Source organism: Gordonia sp. G4, assembly GCF_057770005.1.
Genome location: NZ_CM173442.1, coordinates 3,047,801 through 3,074,735, shown reverse-complemented (window position 1 = coordinate 3,074,735; position 26,935 = coordinate 3,047,801). Strand labels below are relative to the sequence as shown.

General features: G+C 66.9%; 22 protein-coding genes. 6 read left to right on the top strand and 16 right to left on the bottom strand.

The genetic code is table 11. The features are described from left to right. The first annotated feature begins 30 nt into the window (after nucleotides 1–30). Complete coding sequence (locus AC3B5T_RS13710) at nucleotides 31–1,011, top strand: alpha/beta hydrolase (protein ID WP_014925891.1); 981 nt, start codon at nucleotides 31–33, stop codon at nucleotides 1,009–1,011. On the opposite strand, the gene AC3B5T_RS13705 is transcribed toward AC3B5T_RS13710, so the two are convergent. The 7 genes from AC3B5T_RS13705 to AC3B5T_RS13675 all read right to left on the bottom strand — a co-directional run bounded on the left by AC3B5T_RS13705 (nucleotide 990) and on the right by AC3B5T_RS13675 (nucleotide 9,863). Next, the gene (locus AC3B5T_RS13705; RefSeq protein ID WP_488357498.1) at nucleotides 990–2,834 is read right to left on the bottom strand and encodes an ABC transporter ATP-binding protein; all 1,845 of its coding nucleotides are present in this window, start codon (nucleotides 2,832–2,834) and stop codon (nucleotides 990–992) included. The two genes, AC3B5T_RS13710 and AC3B5T_RS13705, sit on opposite strands and share 22 nt — an antisense overlap. Before the next feature lie 188 nt (nucleotides 2,835–3,022). Continuing rightward, nucleotides 3,023–3,724: an MspA family porin gene (locus tag AC3B5T_RS13700; protein WP_488357495.1), complete on the bottom strand. Its 702-nt coding sequence runs from the start codon at nucleotides 3,722–3,724 to the stop codon at nucleotides 3,023–3,025. 71 nt (nucleotides 3,725–3,795) lie between these two features. Beyond that, nucleotides 3,796–4,437 carry an MspA family porin gene (locus AC3B5T_RS13695; protein WP_488357494.1) on the bottom strand — a complete coding sequence of 214 codons (642 nt, stop codon included), beginning with the start codon at nucleotides 4,435–4,437 and terminating at the stop codon, nucleotides 3,796–3,798. Between the two features lie 705 nt (nucleotides 4,438–5,142). Then, entirely contained in the window at nucleotides 5,143–5,811 is a 669-nt protein-coding gene (locus tag AC3B5T_RS13690; protein ID WP_010843499.1) for a MogA/MoaB family molybdenum cofactor biosynthesis protein, read from the bottom strand. Nucleotides 5,812–5,941: 130 nt separating this feature from the next. Then, nucleotides 5,942–7,438 carry a trypsin-like peptidase domain-containing protein gene (locus AC3B5T_RS13685; RefSeq protein ID WP_014925889.1) on the bottom strand — a complete coding sequence of 499 codons (1,497 nt, stop codon included), beginning with the start codon at nucleotides 7,436–7,438 and terminating at the stop codon, nucleotides 5,942–5,944. A 206-nt stretch (nucleotides 7,439–7,644) separates the two neighbouring features. Next, a complete protein-coding gene (locus tag AC3B5T_RS13680) occupies nucleotides 7,645–9,174 on the bottom strand; it encodes a sensor histidine kinase (RefSeq protein ID WP_488357493.1) in 1,530 nt (509 codons plus the stop codon). 2 nt (nucleotides 9,175–9,176) lie between these two features. Next, nucleotides 9,177–9,863, bottom strand: a complete 687-nt coding sequence (locus AC3B5T_RS13675; RefSeq protein WP_010843502.1) for a response regulator transcription factor — start codon at nucleotides 9,861–9,863, stop codon at nucleotides 9,177–9,179. Between the two features lie 239 nt (nucleotides 9,864–10,102). Between AC3B5T_RS13675 and AC3B5T_RS13670 the strand changes: the two genes are divergently transcribed. Together AC3B5T_RS13670 and AC3B5T_RS13665 are read left to right on the top strand one after the other, a co-directional pair. After that, entirely contained in the window at nucleotides 10,103–14,218 is a 4,116-nt protein-coding gene (locus tag AC3B5T_RS13670; protein ID WP_488358770.1) for a bifunctional nitrate reductase/sulfite reductase flavoprotein subunit alpha, read from the top strand. A gap of 276 nt (nucleotides 14,219–14,494) precedes the next feature. Then, on the top strand, nucleotides 14,495–14,797 hold the full coding sequence (locus AC3B5T_RS13665; RefSeq protein WP_010843504.1) for a GIY-YIG nuclease family protein: 303 nt from the start codon (nucleotides 14,495–14,497) through the stop codon (nucleotides 14,795–14,797). 211 nt (nucleotides 14,798–15,008) lie between these two features. On the opposite strand, the gene AC3B5T_RS13660 is transcribed toward AC3B5T_RS13665, so the two are convergent. The 5 genes from AC3B5T_RS13660 to AC3B5T_RS13640 all read right to left on the bottom strand — a co-directional run bounded on the left by AC3B5T_RS13660 (nucleotide 15,009) and on the right by AC3B5T_RS13640 (nucleotide 20,866). Continuing rightward, complete coding sequence (locus tag AC3B5T_RS13660; RefSeq protein ID WP_044506166.1) at nucleotides 15,009–15,332, bottom strand: Rieske (2Fe-2S) protein; 324 nt, start codon at nucleotides 15,330–15,332, stop codon at nucleotides 15,009–15,011. After that, entirely contained in the window at nucleotides 15,329–17,827 is a 2,499-nt protein-coding gene (gene nirB, locus AC3B5T_RS13655) for a nitrite reductase large subunit NirB (protein WP_010843506.1), read from the bottom strand. The genes AC3B5T_RS13660 and nirB overlap by 4 nt, the downstream gene beginning before the upstream one ends. Further along, complete coding sequence (locus AC3B5T_RS13650; protein WP_010843507.1) at nucleotides 17,827–18,174, bottom strand: hypothetical protein; 348 nt, start codon at nucleotides 18,172–18,174, stop codon at nucleotides 17,827–17,829. The genes nirB and AC3B5T_RS13650 overlap by 1 nt, the downstream gene beginning before the upstream one ends. 140 nt (nucleotides 18,175–18,314) lie before the next feature. Then, nucleotides 18,315–19,943, bottom strand: a complete 1,629-nt coding sequence (locus AC3B5T_RS13645) for an FAD-dependent oxidoreductase (RefSeq protein WP_488357492.1) — start codon at nucleotides 19,941–19,943, stop codon at nucleotides 18,315–18,317. Further along, on the bottom strand, nucleotides 19,943–20,866 hold the full coding sequence (locus tag AC3B5T_RS13640) for an AurF N-oxygenase family protein (RefSeq protein ID WP_010843509.1): 924 nt from the start codon (nucleotides 20,864–20,866) through the stop codon (nucleotides 19,943–19,945). Before AC3B5T_RS13640 ends, AC3B5T_RS13645 begins: the two co-directional genes overlap by 1 nt. A gap of 191 nt (nucleotides 20,867–21,057) precedes the next feature. Between AC3B5T_RS13640 and AC3B5T_RS13635 the strand changes: the two genes are divergently transcribed. Next, complete coding sequence (locus AC3B5T_RS13635; protein ID WP_010843510.1) at nucleotides 21,058–21,828, top strand: SDR family oxidoreductase; 771 nt, start codon at nucleotides 21,058–21,060, stop codon at nucleotides 21,826–21,828. A gap of 124 nt (nucleotides 21,829–21,952) precedes the next feature. Beyond that, a complete protein-coding gene (locus AC3B5T_RS13630; RefSeq protein ID WP_488357491.1) occupies nucleotides 21,953–22,876 on the top strand; it encodes a type IV toxin-antitoxin system AbiEi family antitoxin domain-containing protein in 924 nt (307 codons plus the stop codon). A gap of 82 nt (nucleotides 22,877–22,958) precedes the next feature. Here AC3B5T_RS13630 and AC3B5T_RS13625 read toward each other — a convergent pair whose 3' ends face one another. The 4 genes from AC3B5T_RS13625 to AC3B5T_RS13610 form a co-directional block, all read right to left on the bottom strand. After that, nucleotides 22,959–23,567 carry a trimeric intracellular cation channel family protein gene (locus AC3B5T_RS13625; RefSeq protein ID WP_014925880.1) on the bottom strand — a complete coding sequence of 203 codons (609 nt, stop codon included), beginning with the start codon at nucleotides 23,565–23,567 and terminating at the stop codon, nucleotides 22,959–22,961. A 117-nt stretch (nucleotides 23,568–23,684) separates the two neighbouring features. After that, nucleotides 23,685–23,858 (bottom strand): 50S ribosomal protein L32, encoded by a 174-nt coding sequence (gene rpmF / locus AC3B5T_RS13620; RefSeq protein ID WP_004020060.1) that lies wholly within the window; start codon nucleotides 23,856–23,858, stop codon nucleotides 23,685–23,687. Between the two features lie 179 nt (nucleotides 23,859–24,037). Further along, nucleotides 24,038–25,033, bottom strand: coding sequence for a DUF4190 domain-containing protein (locus AC3B5T_RS13615; protein WP_488357488.1), 996 nt, complete (start codon nucleotides 25,031–25,033; stop codon nucleotides 24,038–24,040). 152 nt (nucleotides 25,034–25,185) lie between these two features. Further along, on the bottom strand, nucleotides 25,186–25,935 hold the full coding sequence (locus AC3B5T_RS13610) for a DUF4190 domain-containing protein (RefSeq protein WP_488357487.1): 750 nt from the start codon (nucleotides 25,933–25,935) through the stop codon (nucleotides 25,186–25,188). A 61-nt stretch (nucleotides 25,936–25,996) separates the two neighbouring features. Between AC3B5T_RS13610 and AC3B5T_RS13605 the strand changes: the two genes are divergently transcribed. Beyond that, nucleotides 25,997–26,932 (top strand): AEC family transporter, encoded by a 936-nt coding sequence (locus AC3B5T_RS13605; RefSeq protein WP_014925877.1) that lies wholly within the window; start codon nucleotides 25,997–25,999, stop codon nucleotides 26,930–26,932. Nucleotides 26,933–26,935: the final 3 nt, after the last annotated feature.

Here is a 26,935-nt window from a genome sequence, read left to right as displayed (position 1 = left end):
CGGTCCGTCGTCTCCCGATCAGGAGGAAACGTGTACAGCAGTTTGCGCAGGCTCGGGATGGCCGCGGTGATCGCCGTCAGCGTCTCGCTCGTCGCCCCGCTGACCGGCGGGGCGAGCGCGGCACCACGACTGGTCGACGCCGGCTCGCCCGGCCGTGTCACCGACATCGTGGTGCACTCCGACGCCATGAACCGCGACGTCCCGCTCACGGTGATCAAGCCGGCCGACGAGTCCAAGCCCCGCGGGGTGCTCTACCTGCTCAACGGTGCAGGCGGTGGCGAGGACCGGGCCAACTGGCTGGAGAAGACAGACATCGTCGAGTTCACCCGCAACAAGAACCTCTACGTGGTGATCCCGAATGCCGGCCAGTACAGCTACTACACCGACTGGCAGAAGCGCGACCCGGTTCTCGGCGTGCACAAGTGGTCGACCTTCCTGGGCAAGGAGTTGCCCTCGGTCGTCGATGCCACCTACAACACCTCCGGCCGCAATGCCATCGGCGGGATCTCGTCGTCGGCGACGTCGGTGCTCAATCTCGCCATCGAACACCCTGATCTGTACGAGGCCGTCGGCTCCTACAGCGGCTGCCCGACGACGTCCGATCCGTTCGGACAGGAGTACATCCGTCTCGTCGTGGAGGTTCGCGGCGACGGCGACGCCACGAACATGTGGGGTCCCTACGGCGGCGCCGGCTGGCGCGCCCACGATCCCGTGGTCAACGCCGCCAAACTGCGTGGCCAGAACCTCTACATCAGCAACGCCGGCGGCCTGCCCGGACAGTACGACAATCCGCGCTACGTGAAGGACCTCGACACCCTGGCCGACCAGATCGTCGTCGGTGGTGTGATCGAGGGTGCCACGCTGGGGTGCACCGTCCAGCTTCTCAATCGTCTCGGTCAGCTGAACATCCCGGCGACCGTGGACCTCCCGCCGGCCGGGACCCACTCATGGCTCTACTGGCAGGACCAGTTGCACCGTTCGTGGCCGTTCTACGAGCGCGCGCTGCGATAGCTCTCGAGCCCGTCGATCCGGGTCGGTCCGACATCGGTGAAACGTCCGTCGCGCAGCTCGACTCGCCGGTCGGCGAGTTCGAGCACCCGACGGTCGTGGGTGATGAGAAGCGTCGTCCGAGTGGACGCGACCCCCGCGAGGGTTTCGAGGATCTCGTCCACGGTGTCGTCGTCGAGGCCCGTGGTCGGTTCGTCGAGGACGAGCAGCGGCCGGTTCCGGAGGACCGTGCGAGCCAGCGCGATCCGTTGTCGCTGACCGCCGGACAGGTTCTCTCCGCGTTCGACGACCTCGGCGTCGAGGCCACCGCTCATCCTCGCGATGAAGTCGGCCGCACCCGCGGTCCGCGCCGCGGCGGCGATGTCGGCCCGCGTGGCCGATCCGGAGCCGAAGCTGATGTTCTCGGCGATCGTGCCGCGCATGAGGGCCGGCCGCTGGTGCAGCACCGACATGTGCGCCCGCAATCCGGCCACGTCGAGCTCGCGGATGTCCTTACCGTTCAACCGGATCGTGCCCGCATCGGGGTCGTACAGACGCAGCAGCAGGTAGGCCAGGGTGCTCTTGCCCGTCCCGCTGGGACCGGTGATCGCCACGGTCTCCCCCGCGCGGATCTCCAAGTGGGCGTCCTCGAAGACCCGGGATCCGTTGTCCGGGTATGTAAAAGACACTCCGCTCAGCACCAGACTCGCCGGGCTGGATGACAAGCCTGAGCATCCCGCGGCGAGAGTCGGCTCGGTGACCCGGGTTTCGATCACACCGGCTTCGGCGGCCCCCACCGGTGCGTCGAGGACCTGGGCCACCCGTTCGGCGCTCGCGGTCGCGGAGGTAACCTCGACGGCCAGGCCACCCAGCGTCTGGATCTGCGGGTAGAGGTACCCGAGATAACCGGTCAGGGCGATGAGGGTGCCCAATTGCGCATCGCCGCCCGAGATCTGCCACGCCCCGAATGCGATGACCGCGATCATGCACAGCACCTCGACGACGGTGACCGCCTCCGCGAACGCCGCGTCCGCTCGCAACTCCGACATCCGGGCGTCCCGCCATCGTCGGCTCTGGTCCCCGACGCGGCGCCGATGACTCGATGTCTGATTGTCGGCCTGTAGCGCCAGCATGTTGCCGATCCCCTCGGCGACGAGCGAACTGATCTGCCCGGCGGCCTCCCGTTCCCGACGCGAGGCACGTTTCACCGCGCCACCGAATCGTCGCGCGATCAGCCAGAGCAGCGGCGCGAGGATCGCCGCGATCAGGGCGAGCTGCCAGTTCGTCACGAACGCGGCGAGCCCGTAGACGATCACGCTCACCGCGGCGACGACGCCGGCCACCACTCCCGACGACAACAGGCTGTCGATCGCCTCGACGTCGCCGGTGTTGCGCGACACCAGGTCCCCGCCTCCGAACCTGCTCCGCACATGCGGTGCGAGCCGCTGGGTGTGCGCATACAACTGATCGCGGAGGCGCAGGAGAACCGTCTCGGTGACGTCTCCGGTGAGAACTCCACCGGCATACGACGAGACCGCACCGAGCAACGACACCCCGACCCAGACCATCATCGGCGTTCCGAGCGCGCTCAGGTCGCCGGCCACGAGCACATCGTCGACGATGTGGCCGAACAGCGCGACGGTGACCACCGTGGTGCCGACCTGCACGAGGTGCGCGATGACGGCGACGGCAAGTCGCCACCGTAAGCCGGTGAGCAACGGCGCGAACTGACGTATGGTCGCCGGCACGGACAGCGCGGATGGCCGGGCACCGGACGCCGGCACACGTGCTGCCGATTCCTCCGCTGACAGATCGTCAGCGGTTCTCGATTCGGTCGCGGTGCACACTTCTCTTCTCGCTCCTCACCGGCGGGATGGCACCGCCGCGACCGAGACTACGACCGATGACCGATGAAAACCCAAGCGAGACGGCCGGTTACAGGAGACTCACAGCGACACCGCAGCGGCCTGACAACACAACACCGCGGGGCGGGAACCCGTTCGGATTCCCGCCCCGCGGTGTGGAAGTGAGTCGATCAGCCGAGGCTGAACGGCTTGCCGTTGAGCGCCACGACACCCTTCACGGCGTCGGTGCTGACGGTCACCTGGATGAAGGCGCGAGCCGAGGCGTAGCCAGCGCAGCTCTCGACCTTGAACTGCTCCTGGCTGTAGACAACGCCACCCTTCTGCCCCGCAAAGGTGTACGCGCTCAGGTTGTAGTCCGAGTACGAGGTGTCCGACCCGGAGGTCTCGCTGATGAGCCACTGACGCTTCACCTCGCCCGGCCCGAGCGACACGCCGCCGCCGAAGAGGTTGTCGTCATCGTCAATCGGCGTGAGGCCTGCACCCGCAGTGACGTTACCCGGATTAGAGTAGTCAATGCCGGCCTCTGCACCAGGAACCTGGGCCTCGCCACCTCCGAAGTGGACCTGGCAGCCGACGTCGTAGCCAACCTTGATGGAGCCACCTTCGGCCTTACCGCCCACTGTCACGCGAACCTTGCCCGACAGCCAGCCCTCACGGGTGGTGGGGACGTTGCTGATCGGACGCTGGACGCTGACGAACTCATCGAACAGCTGGACGGTGACGGGCGTGCCGTCGACCAGAGTCTTGGTGATGGTACCGCCCGGCAGCGGGCCGGCGGTGGCGCCACCGGCGCCGAGGCTGGTGAGGCCCATCGCGACGGCACCGGTGATACCGGCCGCCGCAACCACGCGACGCGTGATGTTCTTCTTCATGATTCCCCTTCGTGGAATATCGATCTGCTCAGGGCAGATAAGTCAGGTAGAGCTTGTTATCTGCGCCCGGATCAACCGATGGTGAAGGGCTTGCCGTACAGAGTGGACTGGATGAGAGTGCCCTCGCCGCTCAATTTGCCGTCGTCGGTGCTGTAACCCTTGGCGCCGATGACCTTGGCCACCGATCGAGCCGAGGCGAAGCCACCGCACTGGTTGAGGTTGAACGACAGCTGCGACAGCTGAATCGCGGCGACTCCCGAGTCGGAGAAGTCCTTGTCGGTGAGGTCGACGACGGCGACCTGCCCCGGAGCGAGGGGAAGACTCAACGAGCCGGACAACGTGGCAGCAGACAGGCTGATCACGCCACCCAAATCGAGCGTGATGCCGCTGACGTCGACCTGGCAGCCGACGATGTACTTGACGGCGAGCTTGCCACCGACGCCGGCAGATGCCTTGGCGGTGTAGGTACCCGAGATCACGAAACCACGCGACGCGGGGTTGTTCGCCACGGTGGGGATCGGGTAGGCGTTCTCGCCGGTCCGCCACGTCTGGATGGACTCGCCGTCGATGCCGGTGGCGTTCTTGTATCCGTTCGGCAGCGGCGCACCTGCCGCTTCGCCGACGCCCATGCCGGCCAGGCCCACGACCGCGGCCGAGGCGATCGCGACCGCGCCCGCGGCGCGGCGCAGCCCAAGCTTGCTGAACTTGCTCATTCGTTCCCTCTCACAGGATTCGGCTGTTACCCCGCGGAATGCACTCACACCCGCAAGTCATGACCCTCGACGTTCGATGGGCTTCCACACAGTTACCACTAAGCGTGCTCTTACGCATGTCTTAGCTGTCGTTAAGAATCCATCGAATTCCTGGTCGTTGCTGCGTTGCCTTCGCAGACAGATCGCAGGACTACCCCCGGTCCCCGACTCTGGGGACCGGCGTGTCGTCGAGCCGAACGTTATCGGAGCGGTCTCAAGTGGGGCAACAGGAGGACTCGAGCGTGTCACGAACAGGCCACGCACCATAGTGAATGTTCAATCCGCCAGCGATAGAACACCGAAAGTTAACGACAGGAAAACACGCTGCTGTGCATACGTGCCAAGAGCCGCCCGTCAGCCGTGGTGAGGCGGCCGCTGGGCTTCGAACCATTCCTTAGAACGCCCTGTGTGATGTTCGTCACTATCGTCTGAAGTCAGTTCAGGGAGGTCGTCTCCGAACACCGCATCGAGTCGACGACGCCGCGCAGCTCGGTGCTGCGCGGCGTCATCATCGCTGCTCATCGCGGATTTTTCAGGGCCTGAAGGCTCGGTCGTCATCGGGTCAGACGTCCAGAAGCAGGGGATTTGTCACGGGTTAACCTGGGATTTTCTTCGCATTGCTGAACAGATTTTTCAGCCAGAAACGGGCGCTTGAAAGCGACCTGCTCAGAACTCGCTGATCGCTTCGATCACGTGTTTGGCGAGGGGTGCCGCGGTCGCCATGCCGTCGCGCACGGCCGCTCGCGAGTTCGCCAGGTTCACCACGAGCGTCTGTCCACTGATTCCAGCCAGCCCGCGCGAAAGTCCGCCGTCGGTGGCTCCCGCGGCGAGACCGGAGCTGCGGACTGCCTCTTCGATACCGCGCAGACGTCGATCCAGGAGGGGTTCGGTGGCCTCGGGCGTCACATCCCGGGCGCCGACGCCCACCCCGCCCACCGACACCACGAGGTCCACTCCACCGATCACCGCGGTGTTGAGCGCGTTGCGGATCTCCACCTCGTCCCCGGAGACGACCACGGCGGCGTCGACGTGGAATCCGGCCTCGGCCAGCAACTCGCTCACGAGGGGGCCGAGTAGACGCTGATCTTCGCCATGAGCCGCCTCGTCGTCGACCACGACGACCAGCGCCCGGCCGATCTCTTCACCCTGTGGGCGATGTGTGGCCTGCTCGTGCCGCGCGACGAATTCACGCGCCGCGGCGTCGGCGGCGACCACGTCCGCGGGGTCGACCGGACCCGGACCGCCCGCGAGACGGACGTTGAGTGCGTTCTCGTCGAGGTCGGTCTCGGCGGAGACGGCGGTGTTACCCGGTGTGCGCGAAGCGGCGTCGGACATGACAGGCCCTTTCTATGGGTGTGACCGTCGAAACGGTTGTTCGTGCTGCGCTGCGCCCGGGTGGACGTCGGTGCAGCCTCCTCGATGCAGTTGTTCGGCCGGCGGACGCGATTCCGCCGGTTGTCGCCGGTCAGCCGACCTCGAGCGTCCCGAGCTTCACCTGTGCGGTCTTGGTCGCTCCGTTGTCCACGTAGGTGACGGTGACCGTGTCGCCCGGGGCGTGCGACCGGACCGCGGCCACGAGGGCGTCCCCGGAGGAGATGACGCGGTCGTCCACCTTGGTGATGACCGCGTCGTCGGGGATGCCCGCGCTTGCCGCCGGGCCGCCGGGAGTCACCGCGGTGACGACGGCACCCGGCGCGTCGGATGCTCCGCTCGGCCGCACCGACACCCCGATGTTGGCGTGGCTGGCCTTGCCGGTCGATTCGAGCTCCCTGGCCACTCGGATGGCCTGGTCGATCGGGATCGCGAACCCGAGTCCGATGCTGCCACCGGCCTGTTGCTCGGCACCGCCGAGGGTGGCGATGGCGGTGTTGATCCCGATCAGGGCGCCACGTGCGTTCACGAGTGCACCGCCGGAGTTGCCCGGGTTGATCGCCGCGTCGGTCTGGATGGCGTCGATGACCGAGGTGGTGTTGGTTCCGGGGTCGCGCGAGGTCAGCACCGGTCGGTTGAGTGCGCTGATGATCCCGGTCGTGACGGTCCCCGCGAGCCCGAGCGGCGAGCCGATGGCGATCACGTCCTGTCCGACGGCAAGGTTGTTCGAGTTGCCGACGGTGATCGGTGTCAGGTCATCGCGGTCGACCTTGATGACCGCGATGTCGGAGATGGGGTCGGCGCCGAGGACTCGGGCCTCGGACCGGGAACCGTCGGCGAAGTTGACCGCGACCCTCGACGCCGGGCCGTCACCCCCCGCACTGACGACGTGGTTGTTCGTCATGATGACGCCGTCGTCGCTGAGGACGACACCCGAACCGGAGCCCATCGCGCCGCCGGACGCGACCTCGATGGAGACCACCGACGGGGTCACCCGCGCCGCGACCTCTTGGACGGAGCCGGCCGGCGCGGCGACCGGTGCGGTGTTGCTGTTGCCGGGATCGCCACCCAGCGGGCCGCTGCTGGTGCTGGAACCGCCGTCGGAATCGGCCAGGTTGTATCCGGCGACACCACCCGCGCCGCCCGCGACCAACGCCAGGACGAGTGCGCCCACACCCAGGGCGACGAGGCGTCCGCCACCCTTCTTCTTGGCGGGTGCGGCGGGCGACCCGTCCGCGCCCTGGCCTCCGAAGCCGGGCTGGGAGCCGGGCTGTGCACCGAACGGGGTCGGACCCGATTGTCCGTATGCGGGGCCCGGGCCGTACTGACCCTGCGGCGGGAACGGACTCGTGCCGGGCCGGCCGTAGGGCGATGTCGGCGCAGTGCCGCCCGGGTAGCCGTGCTGGCCGCCCGGCGCGGGGAAGGACCCGGACGGCGGACCGTAGGAACCGCCCGGTGACGACTCGTTCCCGGGTGCCGCGCGGTGGCCCCCGCCCGGCTGGCCCCCACCGTGTTGACCCCCACCGTGTTGACCACCGCCCTGTTGACCGCCCCCGTAGGAACCGTCACCATGCGAACCGCCAGTCGTCATCTTCGTCTCTTCCTCGTCGGTCCGGCCATGGGCTCGTCTCATGGCCGGTGCTGCTCTGTGTTCCGATGGGCGGGCCGGGACCGATCACCTCGGCCGCTCACCCGAACTGCGCCTTCGGTCAACCCTAGTGGTCGCACCGGGTGAGTACATTGCCGTTCGCTGTCGCCTGCAACTGCGCGTCGGCTCCGATGTCACCCGCTTCTCCTCTACTGACGAATCACCTGCGGGGATGGTTCCGCTGCAGTTGCCCGGCCCGGCAGGGTCATCCGGATCAGCGCTCCCCCGAGCGGGGAGGTGTCGGCCACCACGGTGCCGCCGTGTCGTTCGACCACGTGACGCACGATCGCCAGTCCCAGGCCCGATCCCGGCATCGACCGCGACTGGGTCGACCGATAGAACCGCTCGAAGACGAGACCGCGGTCCTCCTCGGGGATTCCGGGGCCGGCGTCGGCCACGGTGAGCTGTGCGCTCGACATGCCGACCTGCGTGAGACCGACACGGACGGTCCGGCCCGGTGGACTCCACTTGGCCGCGTTGTCGAGCACGTTCAGCACCGCACGCGAGAGGCCGTGCGCCTCGCCGAACACGAACCACGAGGAGAGATCCACCTCGAACTCGACGTCGTTGCGGCGCCGTCGAACCCGTTCGAGGGCCTGTTCCACGACTTCGGCGAGGTCGACCTCCTCGTAGACCACCTCGGGAGCGTCCTCACGGGCGAGGTCGACGAGATCGCCCACCAGCGTGGACAATTCCTCGATCTGCGCGACCACGTCGGCGCGCAACTCGATCATGTCGTCCTCGGGCACCGCCCGGGCACCCGGCCGGCTCGCGGCGATCAGCAGCTCCAGATTGGTCCGCAACGAGGTCAACGGTGTTCGCAGTTCGTGCCCGGCATCGGCGACGAGACGCGCCTGCCGGTCCCGCGATTCGTCGAGCGCACGCAGCATCGCGTTGAAGCTGGCGGTGAGCTTGGCCAATTCGTCGTTGCCGGTGACCGGGATCGGCGTCAGGTCGTTGGTTCGGGCGACCCGCTCGACGGCCCGGTTGAGCCGTGCCACCGGGCGTAACCCGGCGCGCGCCACGGTCGTGCCGGCCAGGGCCGCGAGCGCCACGCCGCCACAGCCGACCACGAAGAGCACCCAGGCCAGGCGTTTGAGCACCCGGTCGGTCTGGATGAGGCTCTGCGCCAGCACCAGGGTGTTGCCGTCGTCGAGTTTGCGTGTCAGGACGCGCTGGTTGCGCGTGGTGCGCAGACTCTGCTGTGTGGAACCGGGCACCGACGGCGATCGGACGATGCCGCGTTCCACGTCGTCGAACGGGACCTGGCCGATCAGGTACGTCTCGCCGCCGGGGGTCACCAGCGCGATGGAGATGTTCGTGGAGAACACCGTTCCGGCCACCAGCTGTTCGGGCTGCGAACGCAGCACCCCTGCCCGGGCGAGTGCCGCCATCCCGTCCGCGCGACTCTCCAGCTGCTGGTCGACGTCGTTGTACATCGCGCGGTAGACGACGAAGTAGGCAGCGGCCGCCATCAGGCTCACCGAGACCAGGACGACGGTCGCGGACAGGATCGTCACACGGGTGCGCAGCGACACCGCCCGCATCAGCGGCATCGGTGCCCGCATCTCCTTCTCATCGGATCCGTCACCGGCGCTGTGCCCCGTGAGCGCCCGGGTCAGACGGTCGCGGAGGAGATCCCACGCCTTCGGCGACGCGGAGTTCGACGACTTCCCCATCACTAGGGCGGCGTCTCCCGGAGGACATATCCGACACCGCGCACGGTGTGGATCAGTCGCGGCTCGCCGTCCGCCTCGGTCTTGCGCCGGAGATATCCGACGTAGACCTCGAGGGCGTTGCCCGACGTCGGGAAGTCGTATCCCCAGACCTCTTCGAGGATGCGGCTGCGCGACAGCACCCGACGCGGGTTGGCCATCAGCATCTCGAGGAGGGCGAACTCGGTGCGGGTCAGGCTGATCGACCGCTCGCCGCGGGTGACGTCGCGGGTGACGGGGTCGAGCGAGAGATCGGCGAAGGTCAGGGTCTCCGAATCCGCGTCGTCCTCGGGCGAGGCACGGCGCAGCAGCGCCCGCAACCGGGCGAGGAGTTCTTCGAGCGCGAACGGTTTGGGTAGGTAGTCGTCGGCCCCGGCGTCGAGACCCGACACCCGCTCGGACACCGAGTCGCGTGCGGTCAGCACCAGGATGGGAAGGTCGTCACCGGCGGAACGGAGCCGGCGGCACACCTCGAGCCCGTCGAGCCGGGGCATCATGACGTCGAGGATCACCACGTCAGGCCGGTCGGCCAGGATCTTCTCGAGTGCCTCGATGCCGTCGCCTGCGGTCTCGACGCTGTAGCCGTTGAAGGTGAGCGACCGTCGCAACGACTCCCGGACGGCCCGATCGTCATCGACCACGAGGATGCGCATGGATACAGTCTTATCCACCCCGGCTGAGATCCGGCTGAGCAACGCCGAAACCCGTCCGTTCACGTGACGGTGTCGGCGCTCACCTGCGGTTCTCACGACCTTTCACACCCGGGACCGAGTCCTGTGAGGTCAAGTTGATGGATGCGTAACGCCGGGCTACGGGTCGCGAAACATCGACCTCCGACGCTGGACCCGTGACCATCCCCGCCCCGACTCGATCCGTCGTGTCCCGATCGGTGATGTCGCTGTGCGCCTATTGCGGTGTCGGATGCGGCATGGAGATGAAGCTCGACGACGACTCCGACCGGGTCACCAAGACCGTCGGACGATCCGATCATCCGACGAACTTCGGGCGCCTGTGCACCAAGGGATCGACCACCGCGGACATGCTCGCGGCCGGTGGGCGGCTGTCGACTCCCCTCGTCCGGGACGACCGCGGCGGTCAGCTCCGGCCCGCCGAGCTCGACGCCGTCATCACCGACACCGCTCGGCGCCTGCGCACCGTCGTCGACGAGCACGGGCCTGACGCGGTGGCCCTGTACGTCTCGGGTCAGATGTCCCTGGAGGCGCAGTACCTGGCGAACAAACTGGCCAAGGGGTTCCTGCGCACCAACCAGATCGAGTCCAACTCGCGGCTCTGCATGGCCAGCGCCGGGACGGGGTACAAGCTGTCGCTGGGGTCCGACGGGCCGCCCGGGTCGTATCAGGACTTCGATCACGCCGACGTCTTCCTCGTCATCGGCGCCAACATGGCCGACTGTCACCCGATCCTGTTCCTGCGCATGATGGACCGGGTCAAGGCCGGGGCCAAGCTGATCGTCGTCGACCCGCGACGCACCGCGACCGCCGACAAAGCCGACCTGTTCCTGCAGATCCGGGCCGGTACCGATCTCGCCTTCCTCAACGGATTGCTGCATCTGCTGATCGAGAACGGCCACACCGACGAGGATTTCATCGCGTCCTTCACCGACGGCTTCGACCAGATACCCGAGTTCGCCGCGCAGTACCCGCCCGACGTCGTCGAGTCGATAACCGGCATCCCGGCATCGGACCTGCGGGCCGCCGCCGAGCTCATCGGGAGCGCACCCAACTGGATGAGCTGCTGGACGATGGGCCTCAACCAGTCCACCCACGGGACGTGGAACACCAACGCGCTCATCAACCTCCACCTCGCCACCGGCGCGATCTGCCGCCTCGGCAGCGGGCCGTTCTCGCTGACCGGACAGCCGAATGCCATGGGCGGCCGCGAGATGGGTTACATGGGTCCTGGCCTACCCGGCCAGCGCGCCGTGGTGTCCGCGGCCGATCGTGAATACGTCGAGGACATCTGGGGCGTCCCGGCCGGGACGCTGCGCGCCGACGTCGGTGCCGGCACCATCGACATGTTCCGGCGAATGGCCGACGGCGAGATCAAGGCGTGCTGGATCATCTGCACCAATCCCGTTGCCTCGGTGGCCAATCGAAAGACGGTCATCGAGGGTCTCGAACGCGCCGACCTCGTGATCACCCAGGACACCTTCGTCGAGACCGAGACCAACCAGTACGCCGACGTAGTTCTCCCCGCGACGCTGTGGTCGGAATCGACCGGTGTGATGGTCAATTCCGAACGCAACCTCACCCTGTTCGAACCCGCGCTCGACGCACCCGGACAGGCGATCCCGGACTGGCAGATGATCGCACGCATCGCCGCCGAGATGGGATATGCCGACGCCTTCGACTATTCGAGCGCCGAGGAGGTCTTCGAGGAGATCAAGCGGTTCGCGAACCCGAACACCGGTTACGACCTGCGCGGGGTCACCTACGACCGGCTGCGCCGGACGCCCATGCAGTGGCCGTGCCCACCGGCGTCCGACGACGAACCCGATCCGGCCGACACCGGCGCCCGCAACCCGATCCGGTATCTCAACGACGGTCGCAGCCAGACCCTGCACCGCCTCGACGACGGAACTGTGCCGCGCCTGGCCTTCGCCACCGCCACCCGCCGCGCGCAGTTCTTCGCCCGTCCCCACATCGACGCGGCCGAGATGCCCGACGACGACTATCCGTTCCTGCTCAACACGGGCCGGTTGCCCCATCAGTGGCACACCATGACCAAGACCGGACGGGTGGCCAAGCTCAACAAACTGAATCCGGAGCCCTTCGTCGAGATACACCCGGATGACGCCGCCCGGCTGAGCATCACGGCCGAGGACAAGGTCGAGGTCGCGTCGCGGCGGGGCCGGGCGGTACTCCCCGCACGGATCTCCGACCGCGTCCGGCCCGGCAACTGCTTCGTCCCGTTCCACTGGAACGACGTCTTCGGTGAGCACCTCGCGATCAACGCCGTGACCTCGGATGCGGTGGACCCGCTGTCGCAGCAACCGGAGCTGAAGGTGTGCGCGGTGACCCTGATCCGGGTTCCGGGTGCGCGCGGGAACACCGACGTGGTGCCGGCCGCCGCCGCCGGGTCGACGACACTCGCTCAGGCACTGGGGGTTTCCGACGTGGCGGCGCCCGCGATGACCCCGGCCGAGCGGCTCTACCTCGCCGGGTTGGCTGCCGGGGTGGGTGCGTCTCCCTCGGGCATTCCGGTCCTTCCGGCCGATGCGCCACTGGGCGCCGAGCTCCGCATCTGGGCGTCGGGCGTACTCGCAGGCCTGTACTCCCGCGGCACGACGGCAACCGATGCGGGCCTCCCCCACGACGATTCGTCACCGTCCGAACCCGGAACCGACACCGTGACCGTGCTGTGGGCCTCGCAGATGGGCAACGCCGAAGAGCTCGCCGTGGAAACGGCCGAACGGGTGAAGGCCAGTGGGCTCCGGGTGGATGCCCGGTCCATGGACGACGTGGAGGTCGGCGAGCTGAAGGGCACAGCTCTGTTCGTCACCTCGACCACCGGGGACGGTGACCCACCGGACAACGGCACGTCCTTCTGGGACGCCCTGAATTCCGAGGATGCACCCGACCTGTCCGGGGTGGACTACGCGGTGCTGGCGCTCGGCGACTCCAACTACGATGACTTCTGCGGGCACGGACGCAAACTCGACACACGCATCGGCGAACTGGGAGGTCGGCGACTGCTCGAGCGTGTCGACTGCGAACCCGACTTCGAGGAGACGGCGGGCGGTTGGCTGACCGAGGTCATCCGCGCGATCAGCATGTCGAACCGGGCACCCACCTCCGGGATGACCGACGACCGGGTGACCGTGGTCAGCGAGCCGGCCGACTCCGCAGCGGCACCGTCGGTGCGTTCCGCGCCGGCCTACTCGCGTAAGAAGCCGCTGCTCACCTCGCTCGTGCGGAACGTCAAGCTCAACGCCGAGGGGTCCGGGAAAGACGTGCGCAACTTCGGGTTCCGACTCCCCGCGGACACCCTGTCCTATCAGGCCGGTGACGCACTGGGCGTGTGGCCGCGCAACGATCCGGCACTCGTCGGGGAGTTCCTCGAGCGCACCGGCCTCGACGCCGACGCGTCGGTGACCGTGGCGGGTGAGGACCTACCCCTGCACGCGGCCCTGGGCGAGCGGATCGAGTTCGCCCGCGTGACACCCGATCTCGTCCGCTTCGTCGCCGACCGTTCCGACTCCGCCGACCTCAAGACCCTCATCGCCGCCGGGAACAAGCAGCAGTTCAACGAGTGGGCATGGGGACGACAGTCGGTGGACGTCCTGGCCGATCATCCCGTCTCCGCGGACGTCGAGGAATGGATGCACGTCCTCAAGCCGATGGTGCCGCGGTCGTATTCGATCTCGTCGAGCCCGCTGGAGAGTCCCGACGAAGTGCAGCTGACGGTGTCGGCGGTGCGGTACAACCGGTTCGGGACGCCGCGGGGTGGTGTCTGTTCGACCTTCCTCGCCGACCGTGCCGACGACGAGGTCGGTGTCTTCGTCACCTCCACCACCCACTTCCGGCCGCCGGCCGATCCCGACACGCCGATGATCATGATCGGCCCCGGCACCGGCATCGCCCCGTTCCGCGGGTTCCTGCGCGAACGGGAGGCACTGGGACACAACGGGAAGAACTGGTTGTTCTTCGGCGAGCAGTACTCGGCCACCGACTTCTACTATCGCGACGAGCTGACGACCATGCTCGGCGACGGACTGCTGACCCGCCTCGACGTCGCGTTCTCCCGCGACCAGGACCGCAAGATCTACGTCCAGGACCGCATGCGCGAGCACGGCGAAGAGCTCTACCAGTGGTTGCACGACGGCGCGCACGTGTACGTCTGCGGGGACGCGACGCGGATGGCCAAGGACGTCGATGCCGCACTGAAAGGCATTGTCGCGCAGTATGGTCGGCGCTCCCCCGCGAGTGCCGAGTCGTACGTCAAGGCACTCGCGGCCGACAAGCGGTACGTGCGGGACGTGTACTGACGGCCGTCCCACCGCTCGCTGCACCCCACATGCTCCCTGAGGTGCGATAGCGACGAGCCCCGAAGGGCACCGCAACCCGACGCCCACAAACCCGCGACCTGCCCACCAAGCACCGCACCCCACATGCTCCCTGAGGTGCGAGGAGCGAAAGCGACGAGCCACGAAGGGCGCCGCAACTCAGCTACTCTTGTCCACAACCAGTTGAGCCGGGAGCAGCTTGTCCACATGCGACATCGGTAGACGTGACAGCGCAGCGACATCATCGATGATGATGCGATGGCATGGGTGTACATCCTCGAGTGCGCGGACGGAAAATATTACGTCGGAAGCACACGCGACCTCGACAACCGGTTACGTCAGCACAGCTCCGCACAGGTGGGTTTCACGGCTCGCCGTCGGCCGGTGTCGCTGGCGTGGTCAGTCGAATTGTCACTCGACGATGCCTACGCGATCGAGCGACGGATCCACGGCTGGTCTCGAGCAAAGAAGAAAGCATTGATCGACGGTGACATCGATCTGCTTCGCAGCCGCGCCAGCCGTCGGAGCGGACGCCCGCGCGACCCCGGCGTCGTAGCTTGACAGTTCCTGCGCAGAAGTTGTTCGGCGTGGTCGCCAGCCCTTCGAGGCTCGTCGCTATCGCTCCTCGCACCTCAGGGAGCAATGGCTGCGGCCACTACCGCTCCTCACACCTCAGGGAGCAATGGCTGCGGCCACTACCGCTCCTCGCACCTCAGGGAGCAATGGTTGCGGCCGCTATTGCTCCTCGCACCCCTAGGGAGCTCGACGCTCCCTAGGGCCAGATCACGATCTCGCCGTCCCGGTCCTCGACCCGGTAGACACCGACCGAACCGACGTCGTCCGACGTGCACCGACCGTCGGCGAGGCCGAAGGCGTACTGGTGCAACGGACAGACGACCTTGCCGAGGTCGAATTGCCCATCGGCCAGCGGCCCCCCGCGGTGAGGGCAGACGGCGTCGGTGGCTCGCAGCGTCCCGTCGGTCAACCGGAACACCGCGATCTGTTTGTCCTGCACCGCATATGCTCGACTCTCACCGAGCTGCAGATCCTCCATGGGGCCCACGACGACCCCGGCGCCCACCGACACGCTGGTCATCGAACCGGCACCTGGGGCAGCGGCAGCAACGGCAGCGCCGACGTGAACTGCGCGGGCGATTTCGGCTCGGCGCGATCGAGCCACGGATCGACATAGGCCTCGACCGCGGCGTCGATCCCCTCCTGCAGACCGGCGACCAGTCCGTCACGATCGTCGACGATGATCGCGCGGAGTTCCTCGATGCCGATGCGGGGGACGAACGCGTACGTCCGCTCCAGCCACTTGCCCTGCTCTCGGTAGTACTGGATGAAGATCCCGCACAACCGGATCACCTCATCAGCCGAGTCGACCGTCGCCAGGAGGTCACCCTTGCGGATGTGGGCGCCGGCGGCGCCACCGACGTAGATCTCCCACTTGCCGTCGCCGATCGCGACCACGCCGAAGTCCTTGCACAGCGCCTCGGCACAATTGCGCGGACACCCGGTCACCGCGAGTTTGAGCTTCGCCGGCGACTCCAGGCCCTGATAGCGCGTCTCGATGTCGATGCCGAGTTGCGTCGAATCGCCGAGTCCGAAACGGCAGTAGTCGGTACCCACACAGGTTTTCACGGTCCGGAAACTCTTGCCGTAGGCGTACCCCGACGGCATGCCGAGATCCTCCCAGACCTTGGGCAGGTCTTCCTTCTTCACACCGAGGAGGTCCAGTCGCTGCCCACCGGTCGCCTTGATCATCGGGATCGAGTACTTCTCGGCGACGTCGGCGATCTTGCGCAATTGATCGGGTGAGGTCACCCCGCCCTTCATCTGTGGCACCACCGAGAACGTGCCGTCGCGCTGGATGTTGGCGTGCACTCGGTCATTGACGAACAGGGCGCCGGGTTCACGCTTCCAGTCCGAACCCCAGATGATCCGCAACAGCGACGCGAGCGGCATCTTGGCCGTGGCGTCTTCGCCGCCGGGTGCGAGTTTGTCGAACACCTCACTGACCGACCGCAGGTTCTGTCGTCGAATGGCATCGATGAGTTCGGGTTTCGTCAACGGGATCGCCGGGACGTACCAGTCCGCGGACGCGTCGGCGGTGAGCGCGTCGCCCGCGGCCAGTTCGACGATGTCGGCGACGAGGCCCTTGCACGACCCACAGCCCTTGCCGGCGCGGGTCTTCGCACACACGTCGCCCACGCTCGTGCATCCCGAGGCCACGCAGGCCACAATGTCACCCTTGGTGACGCCGTTGCAGTTGCACACCTGCACATCGTCGGAGAGCTCGGCCGCGCCGGTCTCGGCGCTCGGTGTCCCCATGTCGAACAGCATGGAGATGCGTTCGTCCGGAAGCGGAACCTTCTCGTCGAAGGCCTGGGTGAGGAAGTTGGCCTTCGAGATGTCACCCAGCAGCATGGCGCCGATCAGCTTGTTGTCGCGGACCACCACGCTCTTGTAGACACCGTTGCGCGGTTCGTAGAACTGGACGAACTCGTCGTCCTCGCGTTCGGGACCCTTGACGCCCATCGCGGCGACGTCGACGCCGGCGACCTTCAGCTTCGTTGTCAACCGCGAACCATGGTACTCAGCACGAGGATTCGCCCCGGTCAACACGTCGGCGAGGACCACGGCCTGCTCCCACAGCGGCGCCACGAGTCCGTACAGCTCACTGCGATGTTGCGCGCATTCGCCGACCGAATAGATGAATGCCTCGTCCTCACATCGCATCTGGTCGTCGACCACGATACCGCGCTCGACGACCAACCCGGCACTGCGCGCGATCTCGACGTTCGGCCGGATGCCGGCGGTCACCACGATCATGTCCGCCGGTAACGACTCTCCGTCGGTGAACCCGACACCGGCCACCGTGCCGTCGTCGTTGCGCAGTACCGACGTCGTCCGCTTCCCGGTGTGCACGCCCACGCCGAGGGATTCGATCTTGTTGCGCAGCACCTTTCCACCACGCTCGTCGAGCTGCTGGTTCATGAGGTGCCCGGGCGAGTGGACCACGTCGACGGCCACCCCCTGCGTCTGCAGCCCGTACGCGGCCTCCAGTCCGAGCAGGCCACCGCCGATCACCACCGCACGCATGTGGTCACGCGACACCGCCATCTGCAGCATGCCGTTCGTGTCCTCGATGGTGCGGAACCCGAACACCCCCCGCGCCAGTTTGCCGTCGGGCTCTCGCAATCCATCCATGTTCGGGAAGAACGTATGGGATCCGGTCGCGATGATCAGCACGTCGAATTCGATGACCCGGCCACTGGCACAGGTCACGGTCTTCGCGAACCGGTCGATCGATTCGGCGCGGTCGCCCGAGTAGAGCGTGACGTCGTTCTCCCGATACCAGGCCATCGGATTGAGCATGAGGTCGTCGTCGTCGACCGCGGTCTCACCGGACAGCACGTGGCTGAGCATGATCCGGTTGTAGTTGCCGTACGGCTCGTCGCCGATCATCGTGATGGTGAACTGGTCCCGGCCTCCCCGGGAGATGATCTCCTCCACGGTGCGCGCGCCGGCCATGCCGTTGCCGACGACGACCAGGCGCCGCTTCGCCGTCGTGGTGTCGTCCGGCATCAGAAGAGAACCATTCCGAAGTCGACGACGACCTCGCCGCTCGCCCCGTCCGGCGCGGCCAGCACAAGTTCGAGCGTGGAATCGGGGTCCACGTCCTCGACGACCCGCAGTGGCACGTTCACCGACGATCGCGCACCCATCGGGAACATCCGCATGGGTGCCCCGTCGCGCATCAAGGTGACGCAGATCAGTTCGTCGGAGCTGTTGCCGCCACGAAAGTACAAAGGCTGAGCAGTCATTCCCGAGGGAACGACAAAAGACAGCGAAGCGTCGATCGGTCCCGGCTTGGACAGCCCCGTCCCGGAGAACGCATGGACACCCTGCAGGAAGTGTGGAGTGCTCGACATTCCGCCACTATCCGCGAGGCGCATGAAATGCGACTTGCCTCGGTGTTACGGCGGCGTTGTCTGGTTCTCACCGAGCCCGCTCGACGAGGAGAGCGGACGACCCCGCACCCTGACCCGAGGCGAGCGCTCGGTGGTGGACCTCAGGTCCGACGCCACCCCGCTGCGCCCACCATCTCGGCGACCTGGGTGAACTTCACCCGGGGACGGCCCTGTTCGAGGCCACGGCGCCGTTCGTGACGGTCGATGGCACGCATCCCGCGATAGCCGATCACCGTACGGACGCGCTTGCGCACCAAGGCCCCGAACGCGCCGGGTGCACACTCGGTACGTCGGATACGTCCCGCCGCGGCGTCGGCGATGAAGTCCTCGACGGTCTGCGTCGCGCACGTCTTGTTGGCACCGATCCCGCCGCTGGGTCCGCGCTTGGCCCAGCCGAGCACGTAGCCGCCCGGGATGATCGCGCCCGTCTCGTCGACGAGCCGCCCGTCGACGTTGCTGAAGACACCGCGAGCGTCGTCGAAGGTGAGACCGGGGATCGGGGTGGAGCGGTAGCCGATCGAACGGACCACGAGATCGGTGGCGATGTGATGACGCCCTTCGCCGGTACGCACCGTGACGGACTCGACCTGCGAATCCCCGGTGATCTCTTCGGGCCTGCTGTGGAACAAGAACACGATCCGGCGACGATTCGGATCGGCCGGTACACGGAATCTCGAGAGCTCGGCACTCGAGGCGCCGTCGACGTCGTCGATCACCTCGACCTCGACACCCGGGATCTCCGACAGTGCACGGTATTCGGCCGCGGTGTAGGCCGCGGACGCCTGATCCCGACGACCCAGCAGTACCACTTCGTGTACGTTCTGCTCGGCGAGCAGGTCCAGCGCGCGGTCGGCGATGTCGGTGGTGGCCAACAGTTCCGGCGGAGACACCAGGATTCGCGCGACGTCGAGAGCGACATTGCCCGTACCGACGACCACGGCACGTCCCATCGCGGGGTCTTCGGCCGTTCCGCGGCGCAGCGGCGGCCCCGCATCGACGCCGGGCACTCCGTTGTACCAGGCCACCAGATCGGTGGCCGATGTCGAACCCGGCAGGTCTTCGCCCGGAATACCCAGTCGCCGTGACTCACTCGCGCCGACCGCGTAGAACACGGCGTCGAAGTGCTCGGCGAGCTCGGCCGGCGTGATCTCATCCGGGCCGTCGCCGACGGTCACATTGGTGAGCATCGTGACGCGAGGGTCGCGGTAGAGCAGGTCGAATCCGCGGAGCACTCCCTTGGTGCCCGGATGATCCGGGGCGACGCCGGCACGCACGAGCCCGCCCGGGGTCGGGAGTTTGTCGATCACGGTGACCCGCGCCTCGGTGCGGTCGAGCAGGGTGCGCAGCGCGTAACCGCCGGAGGGCCCGGTGCCGACCAGCGCGACGCGAAGTCCCGCATCGAGTTTCGGAACATCCGGATAGGTGACGGAGGACTCGGAGTCTTCGCCGATGGGCGCCCAGCCCGAACGGACGTCCGGGTTGTTCTTGTAGAAGTCCGCGTTGATGTCGACGAAGACCTTGTCGCGGGTGCCGAGTTTGTCCGCCGGGTAGATGGCGTCGACGGGACACGCATCGGCGCAGGCGCCGCAGTCGATGCAGGCCTCCGGGTCGATGTGCAGGATGTCGGAGCTGCCGAAGCCGCGCTCCTCCGGTGTCGGATGGATGCAGTTGACCGGACACACCGACACGCATGCCGCGTCACTGCAACACGATTGGGTGATGACGAACATCAGAGCATGTGCGCTTTCCGGTAGTACCGCATGGCGGGCTTGGTGAGCAGTCCGACCTCGTCGAGGAACTCCATGAGGTGGGCGCAGCTGCTGCGGATCATCGAATGGAAGTGTGAGTTGCTCCGCATCTCGCGGACTGCACGGTCGGCGTCGAGCCCGGCGTCCTCGAATGCCTTGCGCTGCACCAGGCTCGTGACGATGTAGTAGGCCCCGACCGAGACGGCGAATGCACTGAACTGGCGGCGGGCCCAGCTCACGCCCTGCAGCGAATCGCGAACCTCCTCGCGAGCGAACTTCATGTGGCGCGACTCTTCGAGGACGTGGATCTCGTTGACGGTGCGGATGAAGTCCAGCACCCGGTCGTCACGCATGCAGCCGCGCTGGAACACGTCCAGGACCTCTTCGGCCACCAGGATTCCGGCGTAGGCGACCTCGTTCTTCGCGGTCTGCATGAAGATCTTGCCGAGTCGCGAGACCTTCTTCGACGGCCGGTAGGAGGTGCCGACCATCTTCTCCGACGCCTTGGCGAACATCAGCGAGTGACGGCATTCGTCAGCGACCTCGGTGAGGGCGAACTGGAACTCCGAGCCGTGGTAGTCCCCGAGGTACTGGTCGCGGATCACCATCTCCTGGAGGATCATCTCGAACCAGATGCCGATGTTCATGATCGAGGCGAACTCGTGGCGCGTCACCGAGATGCGCTGTTCCTCGGTGAGCTCGTCCCAGTACTCGGTGCCGTACAGCGACGACCATTCCGGGCTGCAGCCGTACTTGGTCGGGTCCATCGGCCTGGACCAGTCGATCTCGGTCATCGCGTTACGAGAGAGCCGGGCAGCTGACGCCAGCAGTCGTGCGGACACCTCTTCGGTGCCCTCGTCACGCAGGCTGATGACATTCTCTGTGCGTTCCATCGCGGCGGTCATGGAGAACTCGCTTCCGGTCGTCGTCGATCGTGACAATGATCGATGTAATGACAATGCGTGTTGTCAAGATAGCACCGCTGTGTGACCGAGTAAACGAATCGGCGAATATACTCACCGGTAAGTTCGGCTCACAGGCCGATCGTCGCAGGTCATCGCGTCGGAGTTGTCCCGTTCATCGACTAGGAGTTCGCATGCCATCCATCTTCATCACCGGCGGCGCCGCCGGGATCGGTCTCGCCACCGCGGAGCGTTTCGGCCGTGAGGGCTGGACAGTCGGCGTCTACGACGTCGACGCCGATGCACTGGCGAAGGTGAAGGCAGATCATCCCGACTTCATCACCGGCACCATCGACGTCCGCGAGCCGGAGCAGTGGGCCGACGCCCTCGCGGAGTTCACCTCGCACACCGGCGGCACGCTCGACGTGCTCGACAACAACGCCGGCATCCTGCACGAGGGCCAGATCGACCACATCTCGCCGGATCAGATCAAGCGGCAGATCGACATCGATGCCCTCGGCGTCGCGCTCGGCGCCCAGGCCGCGTACCCCTACCTGAAGAAGACGCCGGGCGCGCACCTGGTGAACATCGGCTCGGCGTCGGCCATCTACGGCCAGCCCGGTATCGCGGTCTACTCGGCGACCAAGTTCTTCGTCGCCGGCCTCACCGAAGCGCTCGAGCTGGAGTGGGAGCATGACGACATCCGGGTGGTCAGCATCTGGCCGCTCTGGGCCAAGACCGCACTCGCGACCGGCGGCGCGAAGTCGACCAAGACCCTCGGCATCCGCATCACCCCCGAGCAGGTCGCCGACAAGATCTGGGAGTCGGTCCACCCGACCCGCCAGGACAAGCTGCTGCACCGCACCAGCTACTCCGTCGGCGCGCAGACCCTCGTCCTCCAGAACGCCGCCAAGTTCATCCCGAACTTCCTGAACCGGACCGTGAACAAGTACATCGCCCAGTAGACCCGAACCCGCAAACCCACCCTTTTTCTGTAAATTCACCCCGCTCGGACTCGGTGGGTTTGCGGAAAAAGGGTGGGTTTGTCGGTAGGTGGGTCCGGACGGGGCGTTTGTGCGTCTGACTCGTATGGACCTACCCACCGACCCGCACGGCCTGATCCTGCGCAGCGAAACCGCCGGCACCCTCATCAGCGACGAACAGCTGCGGCGCATGGTCAGCACCAAGACCCTCGCCCGGCTCTGGCCGGGCGCGATGGCCGACTTCACCGTGGTCAGCGAACTCCACGCCATCGAGAGGCACCGTCTGACCGTCATCGCTGCGGCAAGGGCGGGACGACCCGGTCGGATCTTCAGTCACGTGTCCTCGGCTGCCATGCACAGGTTGCCGATGCTGTGGCCCGACCTGTCGAAGGTTCATGTGACGTCGCCGAGAGTCGGGAAACGGGCCACGAACATCGTCAGACATCAGGCCATCGTCGATCCGCCGGACATCGAGGTCGTCGACGGGGTCACGGTGACATCCATCGAGCGCACGGCGTGTGATGTCGCCCGCCTGGGAACCAACCGGCAGGCCCTCGCGGTGCTCGATGCCGCGCTTCAGCGCGACGCCGATCCCGACCGGATGAGACAGATCCTCGACTCGTGCCGAGGGTTCAAAGGGGTCGAGATGCTTCGCCGCGCGCTGGCGCACGCGAACGCATCGTCGGAAAGTGTCGGCGAGTCCCTCAGTCGTGCAGTCATGCTCGAGTTTCCCGACCTACCGGTACCGCAACAACAGGTGAAGATCGTCGACGACCACGGCAGGTTCATCGCTCGCGTCGACTTCTTGCTGGCGAACAGGGTGATCGGCGAGTTCGACGGCATGGTCAAGTACAGCGGCGGCCTGGGCACCGAGCCCGCCTGGCAGACGGTGGTCAAGGAGAAGGCGCGTGAGGACAAGCTTCGCGCGCAGGGGTACATCGTCGTGCGGTGGACATGGCCGGACCTCGCCGACAAGGCGCGCTTCTACGCGCAGATCAAGAAGGCGCTTCGATTCGGCGGCATCGAGTGACCGGCAAACCCACCCCTTTTCCGCAAATCCACCGCGCTCGGACCGGGTGGGTTCACGGAAAAGGGGTGGGTTTACGGGGCGGTCAGCGTCGTGCGGTCGGGAGCCGCAAGGCGAACCGCAGACTCACCAGGCGCAGTCCGGTCGCGAGAACCGATCCGACGACGAGCCAGATCCAGTGCGGCGCGGACGTATAGGTGGCGCCGACCGCGACGATGGCGGCACCGAGCACCGCGGGCACGGCGTAGAGGTCGAACGGTTGGAGGAGGAGCGGGACCTCGTTGGCGATCACGTCGCGGAGCACCCCACCGCCGACCGCGGTGAGCAGACCGACGGTCGTCGCGGCAAAGGCACTCGCTCCGACGTCGAGGGCGATGCTCGCGCCGGTCGCGGCGAAGAGCCCCATCCCGAACGCGTCGAGCACCAGAATCGATCGGTGCAGCGCGGTGAATGCGGGATGGAAGAAGAAGACGACGAGGCCGGCGACGGTCGCGGTGACGATGGGACCCCATCCGTTGATCGACGCGGGCGGGGTGATGCCGAGCAGCACGTCGCGCAAGACGCCACCGCCGACACCGGTGAGCACGCCGACGGTGACGATCCCCCACATGTCGAAGTCCTTGCGGACCCCGAGCATGGCACCCGACGCCGCGAATACCGCGATACCCGCGAAGTTGAGCACGTCGAGCAGCACGGATCACCTCAGGATCAGGGACGGGGAAGACCGCCGGCACACGAATGACCGCCCCCGGTCGGACCGGAGGCGGTCATCGGTACGTCAATGCGGTGCCGGAACGGCGACCGGACGAGGCTAGCGACGATCCAGATCGATGAGACCGGCGCGGGCCGCCTTGACCAGACGACGCGGAATCCGCACGGGGACGCCGTTCACCTTCTCTTCTTGCAGTGCGGGGTTTTCCGCCTTCCACTGCGAACGACGGCTACGGGTGTTCGCCCGCGACATCCGGCGCTTCGGTACAGCCATGGTTGAGCCCTTCTCCTACTGTGGTCTGCGTGGCCGATGGTGACGCCATGCATCACTGGGTCGGCCCCATCAGTGCACCCCTCGACCCGACGCGGCCGTGGCACACAACCCGACCAGACTACCTGGCGGGGACGTCCAGCTCCAAATGGCCGATCCGGCGACATCCGTGAGCGCACTTCTCAGAGGTAACTCCACGGCGACTGCAGGTCGGTCAGCGCGATCACCAGCCAGTACGCGACCCAGACGACGATGATGAACGCACCGATGATGATCGCGGTCAGCGCAACACCGTCCCCGGTCTGCCTGCCGCCCGACGCCGCTATCTGTTTGCGTGCGACGATCCCGAGCACCAGCCCGATGAGGCCGCCGATCCCACTGCACAGTAGGCCCAGCAGCGAGGCGACGAGCGCTCCCACGGCCAGTGTGTTGGTCGACGAGCCGCCTGCGTCGTCGCCGGTTGTCTCGGCGGAGCGGGGTTCAGCGGATTCCGATCCAGGAGGGCGGCCCTCGCCGGGCGGCGTGAACTGCTGGCCTTGCCGGCCCGGGATCGGACCCTGAGGGGGTTGACCGTACCCCTGCGGTGGGCCGTACCCCGGTTGGCCGGAGCCGGGCTGCCCATGGCCCTGCGGTTGCCCGTAACCCTGCGCTCGGCCGTAACCCTGCGCTTGCCCGTGACCCTGACGTTGCCCGGGGCCCTGCGATTGCTGACCGTATCCCTGCGGTTGACCGAACCCCTGCTGCGGACCGTGGCCCTGCCGGGGAGGCGGTGGCGGCGCCTGCCCGGGTGGCGGTCCCGCCGGCGGCCGGGTCGAGATCACGCGCGTGGAGTCGTAACCCGACGGGGGCGGGCCACCGGGCCCGCGACCACCACCCGCCCCGGGAGCGCCTGTCCCCGGCGGCGGCGAAACCGGCTGCGCAGAGGGGGGATCCGAGGCAGGTCCGGTACGGATGACACGGGTGACGCCGTCGGCCGGACTGTGCGACTCGGGAATCTCCGTGTCGTCGGGTCCGGCCCCTGGCGTCGAGGTCACCGGTACGGAGTCCGGCTCGGCATCGGGGACGGCCGACTTCTGGGTCGGTTCCCACGGCGACGGGTCGGTTGCCGAGGCGTCCGACGGCGGGGTGGGTGATGAGGCCGGATCCGTCGGATCGCCACCTCCGGTCGGAGTGGTCATCAGGTGCCTTTCACGAGCTGTGCGCGCAGCGGGGCGACGCAGGGTGGATGCGTGCACGCACACCCGGCCGTGCATTCTGCACAGCCTAGTGAAAAGGGCTCCGAACTGGGCCGAAGTCGATGATCATGGCGCTCGATCGGCCCGATATTCGTTCAGTAGTAGTAGACGGAGTCCGTCGAATTGCCGGCCGCGATGATGACGATGAAGATGACCACCCACACGATCGCGCCCACGATGGCCAGCGCCCCGGTGATGATCCCGGCGAGCGCCATTCCCGATCCCGTCTGCGTATCACCGGTTTGTTCGACCTCGCGTCGGGCCATGAAGCCGAGGACCACCGCGGCGATGCCGACCGGGAACGAGATCAGGAAGCACGCGGCGAGCATGACCAGACCGACGATTCCCGAGATCAACGCCCCGATCGCCTTGCCGTTGGTGCTCTTCTGCGGCGCCGGGTATCCGTAACCGCCGCCGTAGGGTGCGGCGCCGTACGGATTCTGCGACCCGTAAGCGCTGCCGTAGGCGGGAGCCTGGCCGGCCTGGTACGGATCGTTGTACTGCCCGTAGGACCCGCCCGGGGGTTGCGCATAGGGATCCTGGCTCGGCGTCCCGTATCCCTGGTTGCCGGACGGCGATCCGTAGGGACTCTGGCCGTACTGGTCCTGGCCATAGGCACTCTGCCCGTACGGATTCTGACCGTAGGGATTCTGGCCGTAGGGGTCCGACGACGGGCCCGGCTGGTAGGTCTGGCCGTATTCGGTCGGCGCGTACTCCGGGGCGGCGCCCTGGCCCTGGTCACCCTTGCTGAGGTTGGGACCCGAGTTACCCGAAGAGCCCGAGCTCGGCACCGTCCCCCAGTCGTCCTGGCCCTGGCCCGAGCCCAGTCCCGGTGGATAACTCACGCACAACCCCCATGTAGATCCGACACGATGTGTTCACCAGCCTAACGACTAGACTCGACCGGTGTCTGGCGTCATCTCCGGCTTCACGGTGATCTTCATTGTAGTCGGGGTGGGTTACGTCCTCGGGCGCACGCGAGTCATCGGCGACCATGCCCACGAAGTCCTGTCCCGCCTGGTGTTCTTCGTCTTCACCCCGGCACTCCTGTTCCATTCGATGGTCACCTCCGACCTGTCGGTCATCTTCTCGGCGACGCTCGTGATCGCCGGTGGCAGCGCATTCCTCATGGGTGCCGTCTACGTGGTGATCGCCAGGCTCTGGCTCCGGCGCGCGGTCCCCGAACTCGTGATCGGCGGACTGTCGGCGTCGTACGTGAACAGCGTGAATCTCGGACTGCCGATCGCGATCTTCGTCCTCGACGACGCGTCGTTCATCGCTCCGCTGCTGCTGTTCCAGATCCTGATCTACTCACCGGTGGCACTGCTCGCGCTCGATCTCACCGCGCTCGACCGTGATTCGGGACGCTCACTGCTGAGGGACTCCCTCGTCGCCCCGATCACGAATCCGATCGTCGTCGGCGGACTCGCCGGTCTGGCGATCTCGCTGATCGGCTGGACGCCTCCGGCCGCGGTCATGTCTCCACTGAAGATGCTGGGTGATGCCTCGGTGCCGGCGGCCCTGCTCGCGTTCGGCTTGTCCCTGACCGGTGTGGCGGTGTTCAAGAAGGGACAGAGCCCGCGCCGCGACATCGCACTGGCGAGCATCCTGAAGATGGTCGCCATGCCGATCACCGTGTACGCCGTCGCCCGTTGGGGCTTCGGACAGACGGGCGAGGCGCTGTTCGCGCAGGTGGTCATCGCGGCGTTGCCCACCGCACAGAATGTCCTGGTGTACGCCACCCGTTATCGGCGCGGCCAGATCCTCGCCCGGGACACGGCATTGATCACGACGCTCGCGTCGATACCGACCATCATGGTCATCGCCCTCGTGCTGGCCTGAACG

What these genes read in the sequence shown, in the direction of transcription:
- AC3B5T_RS13645 (WP_488357492.1), bottom strand. Translation starts at nt 19,943, where the DNA reads ATGTTCGTCATCACCCAATCGTGTTGCAGTGACGCGGCATGCGTGTCG.
- AC3B5T_RS13650 (WP_010843507.1), bottom strand. Translation starts at nt 18,174, where the DNA reads ATGTCGAGCACTCCACACTTCCTGCAGGGTGTCCATGCGTTCTCCGGG.
- AC3B5T_RS13675 (WP_010843502.1), bottom strand. Translation starts at nt 9,863, where the DNA reads ATGCGCATCCTCGTGGTCGATGACGATCGGGCCGTCCGGGAGTCGTTG.
- AC3B5T_RS13695 (WP_488357494.1), bottom strand. Translation starts at nt 4,437, where the DNA reads ATGAGCAAGTTCAGCAAGCTTGGGCTGCGCCGCGCCGCGGGCGCGGTC.
- AC3B5T_RS13635 (WP_010843510.1), top strand. Translation starts at nt 21,058, where the DNA reads ATGCCATCCATCTTCATCACCGGCGGCGCCGCCGGGATCGGTCTCGCC.
- AC3B5T_RS13630 (WP_488357491.1), top strand. Translation starts at nt 21,953, where the DNA reads ATGGACCTACCCACCGACCCGCACGGCCTGATCCTGCGCAGCGAAACC.
- AC3B5T_RS13690 (WP_010843499.1), bottom strand. Translation starts at nt 5,811, where the DNA reads ATGTCCGACGCCGCTTCGCGCACACCGGGTAACACCGCCGTCTCCGCC.
- rpmF (WP_004020060.1), bottom strand. Translation starts at nt 23,858, where the DNA reads ATGGCTGTACCGAAGCGCCGGATGTCGCGGGCGAACACCCGTAGCCGT.
- AC3B5T_RS13685 (WP_014925889.1), bottom strand. Translation starts at nt 7,438, where the DNA reads ATGACGACTGGCGGTTCGCATGGTGACGGTTCCTACGGGGGCGGTCAA.
- AC3B5T_RS13640 (WP_010843509.1), bottom strand. Translation starts at nt 20,866, where the DNA reads ATGACCGCCGCGATGGAACGCACAGAGAATGTCATCAGCCTGCGTGAC.
- AC3B5T_RS13670 (WP_488358770.1), top strand. Translation starts at nt 10,103, where the DNA reads ATGTCGCTGTGCGCCTATTGCGGTGTCGGATGCGGCATGGAGATGAAG.
- AC3B5T_RS13680 (WP_488357493.1), bottom strand. Translation starts at nt 9,174, where the DNA reads ATGGGGAAGTCGTCGAACTCCGCGTCGCCGAAGGCGTGGGATCTCCTC.
- nirB (WP_010843506.1), bottom strand. Translation starts at nt 17,827, where the DNA reads ATGCCGGACGACACCACGACGGCGAAGCGGCGCCTGGTCGTCGTCGGC.
- AC3B5T_RS13615 (WP_488357488.1), bottom strand. Translation starts at nt 25,033, where the DNA reads ATGACCACTCCGACCGGAGGTGGCGATCCGACGGATCCGGCCTCATCA.
- AC3B5T_RS13700 (WP_488357495.1), bottom strand. Translation starts at nt 3,724, where the DNA reads ATGAAGAAGAACATCACGCGTCGCGTGGTTGCGGCGGCCGGTATCACC.
- AC3B5T_RS13665 (WP_010843504.1), top strand. Translation starts at nt 14,495, where the DNA reads ATGGCATGGGTGTACATCCTCGAGTGCGCGGACGGAAAATATTACGTC.
- AC3B5T_RS13660 (WP_044506166.1), bottom strand. Translation starts at nt 15,332, where the DNA reads ATGACCAGCGTGTCGGTGGGCGCCGGGGTCGTCGTGGGCCCCATGGAG.